The organism is Shewanella sp. 30m-14, from assembly GCF_052977125.1.
Genome location: NZ_JBRILW010000002.1, coordinates 25,819 through 40,498 on the forward strand (window position 1 = coordinate 25,819; position 14,680 = coordinate 40,498).

The following is a 14,680-nucleotide window of genomic DNA, read 5'->3' on the forward strand; positions in this document are numbered from 1 at the left end:
TTATAGGAAGTCTCACGTGAGTAAATTGCAACAGTTTCAAGATTTTATTCGAAGCAATGGTGAAAAAATCACAGGGGTTAATGTCCCCGTAGTCCTCAGCGATGAACAGGCTAAAGATGCCCAATTAAAGTTCAACTTTGGCTGGCGAGTCGAAATTGGCGTAAGCCGCCATAAACACGGTGGCCGACGCCCATCAGGGATTGCCAGTGGTAGCTCTTCAAGAGCAAGCCAAGAGGCCAATAAATCCGCTCAGGAATATGTTAGTGGCCGTAATCCACTGTTCAACGAACGTTTTTTAAAGATCCTCGGCCCGGATGTTTCAAAAAACTTCTTAATAAAAAATACTAATCTAAACTCAGCGCCAGATGTCTATGTAGGCGAAGATCTTTGTAATACCTGTAATGGTTCTGGCTGTGTCAGATGTAGAAGTTGTCGTGGCAGCGGTAAATTGAACTGTTTATCTTGTAGTGGCAGCGGCCGAGTCAGCGTCAGTCGCTACGACAGTTACAATGAACGTACGGTTTACACCACTGAAACTTGCTCAACCTGTTACGGCAGCGGTAACCGCACTTGTACCAGCTGCAATGGTAGCGGTGATACCACTTGCGGAACCTGTGATGGTAGCGGTTATTTATACTATAGCTACACCATTGATGGCGAAGCAAAGCGCAGTACCAAATGGTTCTACACCAGCAGCGATTACCATGAATGGACTGACGACTTTGTTAAACGTACAGGGTTGAACGTTGTTCACTGCGTTAACGATATCACTGAAATCGATGTGAAGGATGAGCTTGACGGTTGTACCTTTATATATGGCTTTACCGCGGTATTACCTACGCTACAATTTACCGCAAGCATCGATAAAGTAGACACTAAAATGTGCTTTGCTGGTAAGCAAAATCTTACCCACGATGCAGGCGGAGTCTATGACCCTGCGGTTTGGCAAGTTGCGCAGCAACTTGGGGCTGGCAGCAAGAGCGACGATATGGTTGCGCTAGCGACGCCTGCAATTAAGGACATTATTGAAGCTAGAGAAACCAAGAGTAAAATTGCGTTACTTGAAGAAAACTGGGTTTCAACCGATATCAAAGACGCTATCGGTGCTAATTACGATAGCCTAATTGGCCAGCTTAAAAAGCAGAGTATTAAAGGGATAGTTCCTAAAATGCTGGGTTCGCTGGTTAAATATACCGCCCTGTTCTTTACCTTAGCGGTAATGATCGCGCTGTTATTCCCACACTTTGCCGAAGATGCCACTATGAGAATGGGAATAATGGAATATCCACAATGGATTATTGCGCTATTAAGTGCCGAATTTGCACTATTTGGCATTCACCCTTTTGCCAACTACGTGTTCGCGTTAAGCTTATTTTTTGTCAGCTATCAATTTGTTAAAAAATTCTATTGGAAAAACATCGCTAAGGCTAAAACCTACGCTTTAGCATTAGGCATCACCTTGCTACTGCCCCATGTTTGCTTAAGCTTGTATTACAACACTATAAACGCATTTGTTCAGCCACCAGCACTTGTTAATGCACTCGCAGGCGGCGCCATCGTCCTAGGCTTATATCTATTAGTTATCGGGGTTAAATTACCGAATAAATGGTATTTAAAGCCAGTAGGTTTAATTGCCGCAGCAGCGCTATATGTGGGTCTTCAGTTTGTGATTGCCATGCTTAATGGCCCACTGGGTATTGTGCCTATAGAAGAGAACTACGCGAGAGGAATTAGCGACATTATGCAGCCAGCAGTTATGTATACTCTGTACAATGTTGTCGAAATTATTTTGCTTTCAGCACTGTTTAGCTATTTTTTAACCCGTCGACGTTTTTGGCTTAACGCTAAAACAGCTGTGGCGGATTACAACAGCCCAGTGCTACTTAAATCAATGAATATGGAACGTTAATTAATGGTCGCCTAGAAGCTCTTGTTTAAATCACGCCGTTTGGTTCTATCAAGCCAAACGGCGTTTTTATATCTATAGCAATTACCCTGTGTGAAAGTTAGACTGCTTTGGTGATTAAAAGGAGTGCTATTCAATGCCTATAGAGACGAGTCCCAATACAAACCAAGCGAGCCGCAAGCAGCTCCGCAGCATGATTCGACAAGCACGGCGCGCCCTATCTGCTGAGCAACAAACACGATACGCCGAGTCAGCAGCCAACCTCTCTTTATCTGCCATTCGTAAATTTAATGCCCGCCGAGTTGCTCTGTATTTAACTAATGATGGTGAACTTGATACTAAGCCACTTATCGAGGCGCTTTGGCAACAAGGCATCAAGGTTTATTTACCACGGTTACACCCCTTCAGCGCTGGCAATTTGCTGTTTTTTCGCTATGAGCCAGACTCAGAATTACAACAAAGTCACTTAGGTATTTGGGAACCAAAACTTGATATTACTCAGATGCTGCTGGCGCATCAGCTCGATGTGGTGATCACCCCGCTTGTCGCTTTCGATCTGCAAGGCAACAGAATGGGCATGGGCGGCGGCTACTATGATAGGACTCTCGCTAATTGGCAGCGCAAGGGTAAGCCGTTACCCATAGGCTATGCCCATGATTGCCAGTTGGTCGACGCCCTCCCCTGTGAACACTGGGACGTAGCATTACCGTTTATTTTCACTCCTAGCCACAATTATCAATTTTAGCCATCTCTGTCATTAGACTAATTATTGCTGATAACTGGCTGCTTAACCCTTTTGGCTATATGTTTTACTCGTCGCTGTTGTGAAAACAACAGCTTAAAATCCTCACTTTGTCACTCAACATATTCCACCACACTTTGCTCTATTGCCCCTCAAATTCCACAACTCGGCGAGACTATACTTAACAGCACCTTTCGTTATTTTGGACAGCCATTATGAGCGCTGAAAATAACTGGTCATTAAACATGCACCAGATTGAAACCTGCAATTGTAATCACGGTTGCGGTTGTCAGTTTGCCGGTTTTCCCGACTTTGGTTCCTGCGAGGCATTACTCGGTTTCAAGGTCAATCAAGGCCATTACGATGAAGTTAAACTCGACGATTTAAAGCTTGTGTTAGCGATAAGATGGCCTGCTGCAATCCATGAGGGTAATGGTACCTGCATCTTGTTTATCGACTCGAATGCCAGTAAAGAGCAAGTCACTGCGTTAGCCACAATATTTACCGGCGCAGCGGGCGGAATGCCATTAGAAGCCTTAGCCGCGACCTTTACCACGCTAGTTGGCCCCATTGTTGTTGATATTAATATGGACACCAGTGAAAAAAATGCCTCTTTCGATGTAAAAGGGGTTATGCAAGTCCAGCAAAAGCCACTGATGAACCCTGTAACAGGCGATGAACAACACGTACACATTACCTTTCCTGATGGCGGTTTTATCTGGAGTGATGGCCGAATAGGGACCACTGACAGTATGTGGCTTAAACATGACGCGCTGAGTTTTAATCATGCGGGTAAGTTTGCCGCGAGGGCCAATGTGCAGTGGCCTAATGGATAAGCTATGCCAATGATCTGGCGCGTGACTCAAATAGGGCCTCAAGTCAGATGATAAGCGCCCAGTCACTCACAAGACAATTACACTCTCCTATCACTTGGGCCAGTATTATCCTGCTTACGGGTCTCAGTTGGTATTACATGCTCTTTGACATGACAATGGTGATGTCACCGCACTGGCATATTTATGAACTAACCATGGTGTTTACCATGTGGGCCGTAATGATGGTCGGCATGATGATGCCCTCTGCCACACCGATGATTTTACTGTTTGCCAAAATCAGCCGCACTCGTCAGCAAAGGTCGGCAGAGTTTGTCTCAACCAATCTGTTTATTCTGGGCTATCTGTTGTTATGGTGCTTATACAGCCTTGGTATCACCCTTGTTCAATGGCAACTACATCGCCTCGCACTAATGACGCCTATGATGCAAAGCAGCAATGATATCGCCAGCGGGATATTGTTGATTATGATTGGCCTGTATCAAGTCACCCCCTTCAAGCAGCAATGTTTACATTACTGCCGCTCACCACTCAACTTTTTAATGTCACAGTGGCAAGAAGGTAAGCTTGGAGCGGTCAAGATGGGGATGAAGCATGGGCAATATTGTGTTGGCTGCTGCTGGCTGTTAATGGCGTTATTGTTAGTCGTTGGCGTGATGCATATCGGCTGGATTTTAGCGCTATCGATCTTAGTCTTGCTCGAAAAAGTATTACCTTGGCCCAAAACTATCAACTTAGGTATTTGCCTAACTTGCCTTGGATTTGGGCTTTATTTTTTGGTGGGTTAAAGATCCGTTTACGCTAGCAGTGGTCAATCTGCGCCGACTGAACAAAAAAGAGCGTTATACGCTCTTTTTTGCGCGTTACGGCATGCCACTTAGACCTGCCAATCTATCTGTTTTTCGCCCCTTGCTTGTAACAGCTGATTGATTTTTGAAAAATGCTGGCAACCAAAAAAGCCACGATAAGCAGACAATGGCGATGGGTGCGGCCCTGAAATCACTTGATGCTGGATTGCGTTAATGCCTTTTCCCTTTTTCATCGCGTGGGCGCCCCACAGTACGAAGATAATAGGCTGAGACTGCTCGTTTAGCAGTGTAAGTACATTGGCGGTAAATGTTTCCCAACCCGATTTAGCATGGGAGTGGGCTTTACCCTGTTCTACAGTTAATACCGTATTTAACATCAGTATTCCCTGTTCTGCCCAACGCGTTAGATTACCGTGATCTGGGATAGTAAATCCGTCAATATCGGTAACGAGTTCTTTGTACATGTTAACCAGTGATGGCGGTGTTTTTACACCTTTTTTCACTGAGAAACACAAACCATGAGCCTGATTGGGGCCATGGTAAGGATCCTGCCCGATAAGCACGACTCGCACCTTGTCTAGCGGTGTAGCATCAAAGGCGGCAAGCACTTCATGTTCAGGCGGAAAGATGACTTTACCTGCCGCGCGCTCAGCTTCGACAAACTGCTGTACTGATTGAAAATAACCTTGTTGCTGTTGCTCTTCGATAAAAGAGGACCAGCTAGAATGCGACGTCATGACAGAACCTTGATGTGAATTTCCCTAAGCTTAAAAGGTCAGCTGCGGCCTTGCAATCATGCTTGATAAAATCATTGAAGCGAGCACCAAGCCAACAGCACTATCTGCCAACAATAGAGCCCCCACCCGATAAAATAACCCGATAAAAACCAACAAGACTGCCACTTAACCACTCAAGGCTCTCGATAATGGCCAACCTTTAATCATTGGTATTAAAAATTGTCAGTGTTAAGATAGCCGTTCATTTTTCCTTGGATCGCTAAACGATGTACTTTAGAGCCCACTCATCAAAGCAACAGTCTGGTTTTACTCTGATAGAACTGGTCGTGGTGATTATTATCCTGGGCATTCTTGCCGTTGTCGCAGCCCCTAAGTTTTTAAGCCTATCGGAAGATGCACAGGTATCACATGTTAAAGCGACTGGCGGCGCCTTTAAGTCAGGGATCGATTTAGCAAGAGCGGTTTGGGCGGTTAAGAACGGTGACGGCCCCGCTGAAAACCTGCCAGTATTTGGTGACTCTGATGATAACCACGTCGACTTTAATGCTAACGGCTGGCCTGCGCAGCATTATTACACCGCCGATGAAGCCTCGCCTCAGTTAGATAACGTAGAAGACTGTATATCAGTATGGCAAGTGCTATTTCAAAACAGTGAACCGACGGTTTCAAAGTCGGGTTCTGCTGACGAAACTGACTACAAGGCTCGTTATGTGGCATTAGGTGTATGTACTTATGACTACAGCGATAATACCAATCTATCAATTACCTACAATTCGAATAACGGCAGCGTAGTGGTGGACTCGGACCCCAGCAGCTAGTATAAATAGTGCCTGCTTTGGATAAAGCAACACACTAAAATTACGGATTGATTCATGACTAGAAACACAACATCTTCGGGCTTTACTCTCATTGAGATGATTGTCGTTATCATCGTTTTGGCGATTTTGGCTGTTGTCGCGGCATCTAAGTTTATCAACCTAAAGCAAGATGCTGAAATTACCAGTGTAAAAGCCACTGGCGGGGCGTTTAAAGGCGGCATTAGCTTAGCTAACGTCAAATGGGCCTCTAAAGGCGCGACTGGACCAGTAGATAACCTGCAAGTTTTTGGTAATGGCAGTAATGGCCAGCTCGATATCAACCAGTGGGGCTTTCCAGCGCAGAACTATCCGCCATTTGAGTCAAGCTCAAGGCTAAACAACGTTGCTGATTGCATGTCGGTGTGGCGCACAGTTTTGCAAGACGCGCCGCAAGTGTCAAACTCTGCAACCACACCAGATGCTGAATACTTAGCGACCTATATTAATCCAGATCAATGCCGTTACCTTCACCTTCCAGATCAAACTATGTCTATCTATTACGACTCCCGTAATGGCAGCGTTATTACCGATTCAGATCCCAATAGTTAATAACAATGATTTATTAACGGCTAATTTAAGATAGAATCGAACTACTATCCTAGGTAAAGAAGAGCAAAAGCAAGATGTCAGAAGCTAAAAAAGAAACCACAATTTTTGAACTAGCCGATCAATTCATTGCATTGGCAAACGAACTCGCGGGTAAAGAGCAAGATGTAGGTAAAGTCGGTACGGCTATGCGTTTCGCAGCCTCTCGCTTTAACGCATTTGAAGCAGCGCTTAAATCATCAGATCTTGCTGCAGAAAAAGACAATGCTCTTGAATGGTTTACAGATGAATATAAAGCCATGCTAAAGGACAACCTTGAAGATCATATCAAGAACCCTGTCCAATCGCGTGAGCCAGAACCAGCTAAAGATGATGCCGTACAGGTATTTAACTCTTAAGCTACGCTAATTAAAATTAGTGACTAGTGTATTCAACGCTAAACAAAAAACGCCATCGATTCGATGGCGTTTTTGTATTTATAGCCGATCAGTTTATATCGTCACCAGTACTCGCACAGCCAGTAAAATAAGTACCACACCAGACAGCTTATCAATCAGCGCAGCTTTTTCTCTGAGCTTGGGTAACACTGCAGAGTGGGACAGCAGCAAGGCGATAAGGGTGTACCACAAACCATCAACAACCAGGGGCGTTAATACGATAAGCGCTTTGCCCGTCATGTTATCTGCCACCATCACAAACTGACTAAATAACGCTAAGAAAAATAGCATGATTTTAGGATTAAACAACGAAATAGCCAGGCCATCGCGCGCCGCGGTGATGGCTCCGGTTGACTTACCTGCCGCGAGTTTTTCTGACATACCGCCTTTAGAGCGCAATGCTTGAATCCCCATATAGGCAAGATACAGCGCACCTATAATTGCAATGCCGTTAAACACCATAGGGGCTTGCTTAAGCAGGACAGCTAACCCAAGCAAGGTCAGCAAGGCATACACACCAATGCCGATAGAATGCGCCCACGCACAGATAATCCCTTTGCCCCTGCCACCGCCTAAGGTATGCCTAACCACCATCGCCAAGCTTGGCCCTGGAGACATCGCGCCCAAACAGCAAATTGCCAATAAGCCTAGCCAAGTGCTAATACTCATTTTTTCCCCTCTGTTAATACTCTTATCATTGTTCTTATGATTGCTCTTTTCATTACTCTTCTTTTTTTACCCTTGAAATAACCTCGATTCCCTACCTAGGCACTCAACCTGGGCGCTCAATCTTAAAAAGCAGCCTTGAGCATTAAATAAGGCCTTTAATCGCCACAATATACATCATCAACCTCTATTGGTCACAACCAGCATCGACAACCTCGCTTATGGCTAATTAAGCTGATGCCAATAAATATCTGTCGTACTCAGGTAATTTTCATCAAATTGATGCAATATGTCTTAATCTATCCGTTTAAAACCCGATGAGACTCATGTCAGTCGAGTCGGTATTGACCTAATTACATGGAGTATTCATGACCAGCATCTCAGTTTCAATTCTGATTTTTTTCACGCTGATTTGTATCATTATCGCATCACTTATTACCCTTAAAATTAAGGGTAGAGTCATTCCTAATGGCGTGATTGTGGTAATGGGTTTTATGGCAGTGTGCGTGGGTGGCGTATTTGCTTTTCTTCATTACGGCGAAGATTATGACGCCTATAAAAAGCTTAACTGGCAAACCTTAACCCCAGCGCAAATTCAGCCACTGGTCGACGACGGTTATACCGTGTTTGTGGACATCACCGCTGACTGGTGCAATATCTGCTACGCCAACAAAATTGGTGTCACCCATAGAGAGAAGATAGTTAATGCCTTATCTGAGAATAAGATTATTCTCATGCAGGGTGACTGGACCGAGCCCAATGTTGTGGTAGAAAACTACATGCAGACACAGGGCCGAGGCGGTACACCTTATAATAAAATCTACGGCCCAGGTGCCCCCAGTGGCATAGTGCTACCAAGCCAACTCACTATGGAGTCGGTGCTGCACGGCTTGCAAAAAGCCAAAGGCTAGTAGCCTAGCCAGCCCTTTTAACCGTTTGGTTAAAGATATCACTACTAAGGTCACGTTATTTCGTGACCTTGTTCTTTTAGCGTATACTTTACTGATTAACTGCTGAGAATACAGGGCAAAAATGTCTGCGATTAACCTTGAAGATACAACCAATCACGATGGCTTTCTTCCTGAAAACCAACTTATCTTGAACGCCGTTAGCGAAGGGATTTATGGTTTTGATTTAGCCGGTAATGCGGTATTTATTAACCCAGCAGCAGAGCGAATGACAGGCTGGAACGCCGATGAGCTTCTTGGCACAAATATCCATGATTGCCATCATCATAGCCATAGTGACGGCAGCCATTATCATAAAGATGACTGCCCCATTTACAACACCCTAAAAGATGGTATTGCCCGCGAGATCAGCCACGAAGTGTTCTGGCGCAAAGACGGCTCTAGCTTCCCTGTGCACTACACCTCAACGCCAGTCTATAAAGAGAGAGTGCTTATCGGCGTGGTAGCGATATTTCGTGATATCAGTATTCAAAAACAAACTGAGCGTTCATTAAGGCAAGCACTTGAGCAGGTTCAAGCCTTGTCAGAAAAGCTCTCATTCGAAAATCAATACCTACAGCTCGAGCTTGCCGACCGTACTGGTGATGTGGAAATTTCAGGGAGCAGCCAGGCGATTATCCAGCTGATCCAACAAATTAAACTGGTTTCCAACACTGAAAGCACGGTACTTATTAGCGGTGAAAACGGTACAGGTAAAGAGCTAGTCGCACGTAATTTACATCGACTGAGTAATCGCGCCAATAAACCCTTAATCAGTGTTAACTGCGCCGCGTTTTCAAGTGGATTATTAGAAAGCGAACTTTTTGGCCATGAAAAAGGCGCCTATACCGGTGCCACAAGCCGTCGTAAGGGGCGATTTGAGCTGGCCCACCAAGGCACTCTGTTTCTCGATGAAGTGGCAGAACTCAGCTTAGAAGCCCAATCTAAGTTACTTCGAGTGATCCAAGAGCAAGAGTTTGAACGTGTCGGTAGTAGCCAAACGATTAAGGTTGATATCCGTTTGATAACTGCGACGCATCACGACCTGCTCAAGCGTGTAGAACAAGGTCTATTTAGGATGGATCTTTATTATCGCCTCAATGTTTTTCCAATTGCCGTGCCACCATTAAGGCAGCGACTAGGTGATATTCCCGCATTAGTCAGCCACCTTATTCAAGACTTAAACCGCAAATTAGGTAAGAAGGTAGATCGGGTAAGCCAAAGAGGCATGAAAAAGTTAATGCTGCACCGCTGGCCGGGTAATGTGCGAGAGTTACAGAACGTTCTTGAGCGAGAGATGATTTTATCTCATGGCCCCATACTGGAATTTGCACAATTACCAGCCCCCCACCAGCCAGATAATGCAATCGATGCCATGGTGAGTAACCAAACGCTGCAACAAGTTGAGAAGCAGCATATTCTCAGCGTTCTTAAGCAAACTCAATGGCGTATATCTGGTGCCAATGGCGCCGCTGCCATGCTAGGTCTTCCACCAAGCACATTGCGCTCTCGAATGAACAAGTTAGTAATTACTCGCCCCGTTTAATTAGCGCTTGTTACCGCTTCAATCCTATGAGTACGCGCAGTAGTACACGATATATCGTCATAACGCGATATATCGTGTACCAAGGCATTCAGGCTCCAGACTTTAACCAATAAAAACATAACCTTACTAAAATTACTTTTTGGCCTAATGCTTGCTATATCACTACTAAGACGCAGCGAATAAAACAACCGCTGTGAACAATGACTGCATTGTAATAAATGCACATAGTAGAGAAGTCCAATGCTTAACAATAACGCTAATAATACGATAGAGAACGCCAATCGCGTCCACAGAGAACAGCGGATCCCTGTACACGTCCTGCCAAGCCCGACGCAGAGCCAAAATAAGATCCATATTCGCGAGCAGAAAGGGGATTACCAGAGAATTAGAACAACAATGAATAGCTTACTGGTTGCGTTATTCTTCCTGTTGCCCTTCATCTCTTACCAAGGCCGGCAGGCGATTTTATTTGATTTGGATCAGCAGCAATTTATCTTTTTCGGCACCACGTTATGGCCTCAAGATTTTACCATTTTAGCCTGGGTGTTTATTGCGGCGGCATTTTTACTGTTTTTTATCACTGTATTTTGGGGCCGAGTCTGGTGTGGCTACCTTTGCCCACAAACCGCTTGGACTTTTATGTATGTCTGGATTGAAACCCGTATCGAAGGTAACCGTAATAAGCGGGTTGCCCTAGATAAGGCGCCTTGGAATGCTAACAAACTCAAAAAACGCCTGCTAAAACACTCTATCTGGGGCGCTATTGCACTGCTTACTGGCTGCGGGTTTATCGCTTATTTCGTGCCAGCCCGTGAACTCTATCTGAATATTTTTAGCTTTAACGCCAGCTTTTGGGTCGCCACTTGGGTGTGGTTCTTTGCTATCTGCACTTACTTAAATGCAGGCTGGATGCGCGAGCAGATGTGCTTACATTGTTGCCCTTATTCACGTTTTCAGTCTGTGATGTTTGATGCTAATACTAAAACGGTGACTTACCATGCAGCGCGAGGTGAAAGCCGTGGACCACGTAAGCGTAAACCGAAAATGGATAACGCTAATTTACGCCTAAATGGCGCCTATTTAACGGATTCTGATTTAGGGGTGCCTGATTTAGGGGATTGTGTCGACTGTAACTTATGCGTCGAGGTTTGCCCCACCGGGATTGATATTCGTAATGGTCTGCAGTATGAATGCATTAACTGCGGCGCCTGTGTCGATGCCTGTAATCAAACCATGAATAAATTTGGCTATCAGCCTAACCTCATCAGCTACAGCAGCGAAAATGCACTGGTAGGCAAAGCAGAACCCTTTTACGAGTCCTATAAGTTTATTGGTTACGGCATCGCAGCCATTGTGATGATGACAGTTATTGCTGTGGATATTTATAACCGTAATAATATTGAATTCAACGTTATTCGCGATAGACAAAACCTGTACCGTGAAACGCTAGATGACAAGATTGAGAACAGCTTCACGCTTAAGATCCGCAATAAAACCCAACAAACTCGACTTTACCGCATCTATGTCTCTGGCAATAATGGCTATCGATTAATTGGTGAAGTGGATCTGAAGATCAAGCCCGGAGAACAATTAGACTACCCGATTACAGTGGTTGCTGAGCCAGAACAGCTAGCAAGTCGCCAAAATGAGATCACCTTTACCATTGCCGAGCAACACAATCATGGTCAGATCTCGCAGCAATCGAGCTTCTTCGCACCGATTTAAAGTTCTAGTTCTAGAGCGCAACGCTTCGAGAGCGCAGCGCTTCTAGGACGGACTTCGTCCTGCTAGAAAAAGCATAAAGGCAAAGCACAAACCCAATCTTTACCACCCTTTCCAACCTCTTTGACGGGATAAATCCCGACCTACACTAATGCGATAGCAGACACGGTTACCCCCGCCCACGCTTTCCCGGCTCTTCCGGCTCTGCTTTATCCGGCTTCGTTTTACCCTGCTCCGTTTTAGAGCAAAAAGTCTAAACTTAACAGTCAGATAAGCAGCACATACTGGCGACAGTAAGGAAACAATTTATTTCAACTCGTTTGCAACTCTTTTGTACTAATGCCATTGACCTTTCGGTATAGATAGCACTAATCTAAACACCTGTTTGATTTTGAATAATCACAATATCGAACATCAGAATGAACATCAGAACGGACAACGAATCAGAACGAACTTGATCGAACATAGTGATCAAAATAGTGACCTAAATAGTCATCCAACCAGCTAAAGGGTATTTAAATGGCATACGATTCAGACACCACACTAGACCTATCGCGTTACGCCTCTCTTATCGATCTGATCGAACTTGCCAGTGCCCGCTACGGTGATAAAGTCGCATATTCGTGCCTAGGCAAAGAAACCAGCTTCAACGAAATTAATCGCTATTCACGTCAGTTTGCCGCTTATCTACAGCAAGAAACTAATCTTGTGCAAGGCGATAGAATTGCCATCCAGCTGCCCAATATTACTCAGTTTGTTATTGCAGCTTATGGCGCCATCAAAGCCGGAATGGTGCTGGTCAATACCAACCCTTTGTACACCCAAAGAGAGCTTATTCATCAATTTAATGACTCGGGTGCTAAAGCCTTAGTCGTGCTGTCTGACTTGTTACCTACGCTAACTGAAGTGGTAGAAAACACCGGCATTGAAACCGTTATATCCACCCATGCGATGGACTTAATTGCGCCGCAGCCACAACCTGAAGTACCGTTCGCGACCGTATCTTTTTGTGATGTCTTGGAAAAAGGACAAACACTTACCTATGCCGCAGTGATCAGCGTTTCCGGGCAAATTGCCGCACTGCAATATACCGGTGGCACTACAGGATTGTCGAAAGGTGCCATGCTGACTCATGGTAATTTAATTGCTAATGCGATGCAGATTAAATCGCGCTTAGGTAGCCGTATCGTCGAGGGCGAAGAGATTTTCGTGGCGCCGCTGCCTGTGTACCATATCTACGCTTTTATGGTAAACCTAGTGCTTTATTATGAGCGTGGCGGTTGCTCGGTGCTGATCCCTAATCCACGTGATATTGCGGGGTTAATATCGACCCTATCAAAATATCCGTTCACGGGATTTGCCGGCCTTAATACTTTGTTTGTTGGCCTATGCCATCAGCCGGAATTTAAAGCACTAGATTTTAGCCACCTAAAAGTGACCATTTCAGGCGGCACTGCACTGACCCAAGCTGCGGCAACAATCTGGGAGCAAACCACAGGTTGCACCATCTCTGAAGGTTACGGACTATCGGAAACATCACCCGTTGTATCGCTTAACTCACCAGGACTTGAGCAACTGGGCACCATAGGTAAACCCGTTATTGCGACTCAAGTGAAGATCCTTGATATGGATGACAATGAAGTACCCATTGGTCAAACCGGTGAGCTTGCCGTCTATGGACCTCAGGTCATGCTAGGTTACTGGAACAAACAGAGCGAAACAGACAAAGTGATGACTGCCGATGGCTACTTTAAAACCGGTGATATCGCGATTGCTACTGAAGAGGGTTTCCACAAAATTGTCGACCGTAAGAAAGATATGATTATCGTCTCAGGCTTTAATGTTTACCCAAATGAAGTCGAAGACGTACTATCAAACCACGACAGTATTCTTGAATGTGCGGTTATCGGAATTGAAGATGAGCGAAGTGGCGAAGCAGTCAAAGCGGTTATCGTACTGAGCGAACCTCACAGTGATACACAGCAAGCAAAGTCAATTATCGAAGCCTATTGCCGTGAACAGCTCACCGCTTACAAGGTGCCGAAAATGATAGAATTTGTCGCTGCACTGCCAAAATCCACCGTCGGCAAGATTTTAAGGCGCGAACTACGCAGGTAATGCTGCGGTTATCCCACAGCGGCATATCAAACTACTGACATGGTATGAAATCATAAAAGGAGCCTACGGCTCCTTTTATTACTCTTAACTCTTAAATCACAACCTTAACTTTATCTCTCAACTCTCAACTCTCAACTTTATTCTGCTTCACCCAGATGATCTGCTCTGTGGCAAAGCCCAACTGTTTAGCTTGATCGATAAACTGTTGCTTAAGCGCACCATTCACCACGGGACTGCGCGATAAAAACCATAAGTAATCCCGATTATAGCTAGTGATAAATGCATATTGGTAGTCCTCACTATCGTCACCATTATCTAGCTCATACACCACATAAGCGCCATAAAATGGCCCGAAGAAAGATACCTTGAGATGCCCTACATTCGGACTATCGACAAAGTAAGCCTTTCCTTCAGCCTCATCCCATGTTTGCTCAGCTTGTGAGTAACCACGGTTAATCACTTTGACTCCACCATCATCTTTCATTTCATAGGTGGCGGTAACCTGATTTAAGCCGCGCTCAAAGCTGTGATCAAGCCGTGCAATCTCATACCAAGTGCCCAAATAACGTGGCAACTCAAATTGCTTAACCGGCTCAATGCCACTGGGCAAGCTAGTACAAGCGGATAAAAACAGTATCGATATCAACATTAGCCCTAAGCGCATACCACTCCCCTTAAAAATTTAAATTAACCTTGTAATCCATACGATTAACAACAATATTAAGTTCACTCTTTTCACTACTCTATTTAGCAACTCTATCTAGCCACTCATTTACCAATGTGTTTTTTTGCCCGCTCCATATTGGCAGCCCAG

General features: G+C 44.9%; 14 protein-coding genes. 11 read left to right on the top strand and 3 right to left on the bottom strand.

From position 1 onward, the window contains the following. The first annotated feature begins 16 nt into the window (after window positions 1–16). The 4 genes from ACVBIU_RS01885 to ACVBIU_RS01900 all read left to right on the top strand — a co-directional run bounded on the left by ACVBIU_RS01885 (window position 17) and on the right by ACVBIU_RS01900 (window position 4,269). Entirely contained in the window at window positions 17–1,909 is a 1,893-nt protein-coding gene (locus ACVBIU_RS01885; RefSeq protein WP_447162912.1) for a hypothetical protein, read from the top strand. Between the two features lie 133 nt (window positions 1,910–2,042). After that, entirely contained in the window at window positions 2,043–2,651 is a 609-nt protein-coding gene (locus tag ACVBIU_RS01890; RefSeq protein ID WP_447162913.1) for a 5-formyltetrahydrofolate cyclo-ligase, read from the top strand. A 212-nt stretch (window positions 2,652–2,863) separates the two neighbouring features. After that, window positions 2,864–3,484 carry a DUF1326 domain-containing protein gene (locus tag ACVBIU_RS01895; RefSeq protein ID WP_447159563.1) on the top strand — a complete coding sequence of 207 codons (621 nt, stop codon included), beginning with the start codon at window positions 2,864–2,866 and terminating at the stop codon, window positions 3,482–3,484. Between the two features lie 47 nt (window positions 3,485–3,531). Next, entirely contained in the window at window positions 3,532–4,269 is a 738-nt protein-coding gene (locus ACVBIU_RS01900; protein ID WP_447162914.1) for a DUF2182 domain-containing protein, read from the top strand. Between the two features lie 89 nt (window positions 4,270–4,358). Here the strand turns inward: ACVBIU_RS01900 and ung are convergent, their stop codons facing one another. Then, entirely contained in the window at window positions 4,359–5,027 is a 669-nt protein-coding gene (gene ung / locus ACVBIU_RS01905; RefSeq protein ID WP_447159561.1) for a uracil-DNA glycosylase, read from the bottom strand. A 266-nt stretch (window positions 5,028–5,293) separates the two neighbouring features. On the opposite strand from ung, the gene ACVBIU_RS01910 reads away from it, so the two are divergent. The 3 genes from ACVBIU_RS01910 (at window position 5,294) to ACVBIU_RS01920 (ending at window position 6,828) form a co-directional block, all read left to right on the top strand. Next, the gene (locus tag ACVBIU_RS01910; RefSeq protein ID WP_447159560.1) at window positions 5,294–5,845 is read left to right on the top strand and encodes a type II secretion system protein; all 552 of its coding nucleotides are present in this window, start codon (window positions 5,294–5,296) and stop codon (window positions 5,843–5,845) included. Window positions 5,846–5,899: 54 nt separating this feature from the next. After that, window positions 5,900–6,433, top strand: coding sequence for a type II secretion system protein (locus tag ACVBIU_RS01915; RefSeq protein ID WP_447162915.1), 534 nt, complete (start codon window positions 5,900–5,902; stop codon window positions 6,431–6,433). Between the two features lie 74 nt (window positions 6,434–6,507). Then, window positions 6,508–6,828 carry a DUF3144 domain-containing protein gene (locus tag ACVBIU_RS01920; RefSeq protein ID WP_439267540.1) on the top strand — a complete coding sequence of 107 codons (321 nt, stop codon included), beginning with the start codon at window positions 6,508–6,510 and terminating at the stop codon, window positions 6,826–6,828. Between the two features lie 93 nt (window positions 6,829–6,921). On the opposite strand, the gene ACVBIU_RS01925 is transcribed toward ACVBIU_RS01920, so the two are convergent. Beyond that, the gene (locus tag ACVBIU_RS01925) at window positions 6,922–7,536 is read right to left on the bottom strand and encodes a LysE family translocator (protein WP_447159558.1); all 615 of its coding nucleotides are present in this window, start codon (window positions 7,534–7,536) and stop codon (window positions 6,922–6,924) included. Between the two features lie 365 nt (window positions 7,537–7,901). Between ACVBIU_RS01925 and ACVBIU_RS01930 the strand changes: the two genes are divergently transcribed. From ACVBIU_RS01930 to ACVBIU_RS01945, 4 genes are all read left to right on the top strand, one after another. Beyond that, a complete protein-coding gene (locus ACVBIU_RS01930) occupies window positions 7,902–8,444 on the top strand; it encodes a thioredoxin family protein (protein WP_447159557.1) in 543 nt (180 codons plus the stop codon). 121 nt (window positions 8,445–8,565) lie between these two features. Then, complete coding sequence (locus ACVBIU_RS01935; protein ID WP_447162916.1) at window positions 8,566–10,026, top strand: sigma-54 interaction domain-containing protein; 1,461 nt, start codon at window positions 8,566–8,568, stop codon at window positions 10,024–10,026. A 240-nt stretch (window positions 10,027–10,266) separates the two neighbouring features. Further along, on the top strand, window positions 10,267–11,751 hold the full coding sequence (ccoG, locus tag ACVBIU_RS01940) for a cytochrome c oxidase accessory protein CcoG (RefSeq protein ID WP_447162917.1): 1,485 nt from the start codon (window positions 10,267–10,269) through the stop codon (window positions 11,749–11,751). A gap of 516 nt (window positions 11,752–12,267) precedes the next feature. After that, window positions 12,268–13,866 (top strand): AMP-binding protein, encoded by a 1,599-nt coding sequence (locus ACVBIU_RS01945; RefSeq protein WP_447159554.1) that lies wholly within the window; start codon window positions 12,268–12,270, stop codon window positions 13,864–13,866. A 124-nt stretch (window positions 13,867–13,990) separates the two neighbouring features. Here ACVBIU_RS01945 and ACVBIU_RS01950 read toward each other — a convergent pair whose 3' ends face one another. Further along, window positions 13,991–14,530 (bottom strand): lipocalin family protein, encoded by a 540-nt coding sequence (locus ACVBIU_RS01950; protein WP_447162918.1) that lies wholly within the window; start codon window positions 14,528–14,530, stop codon window positions 13,991–13,993. Window positions 14,531–14,680: the final 150 nt, after the last annotated feature.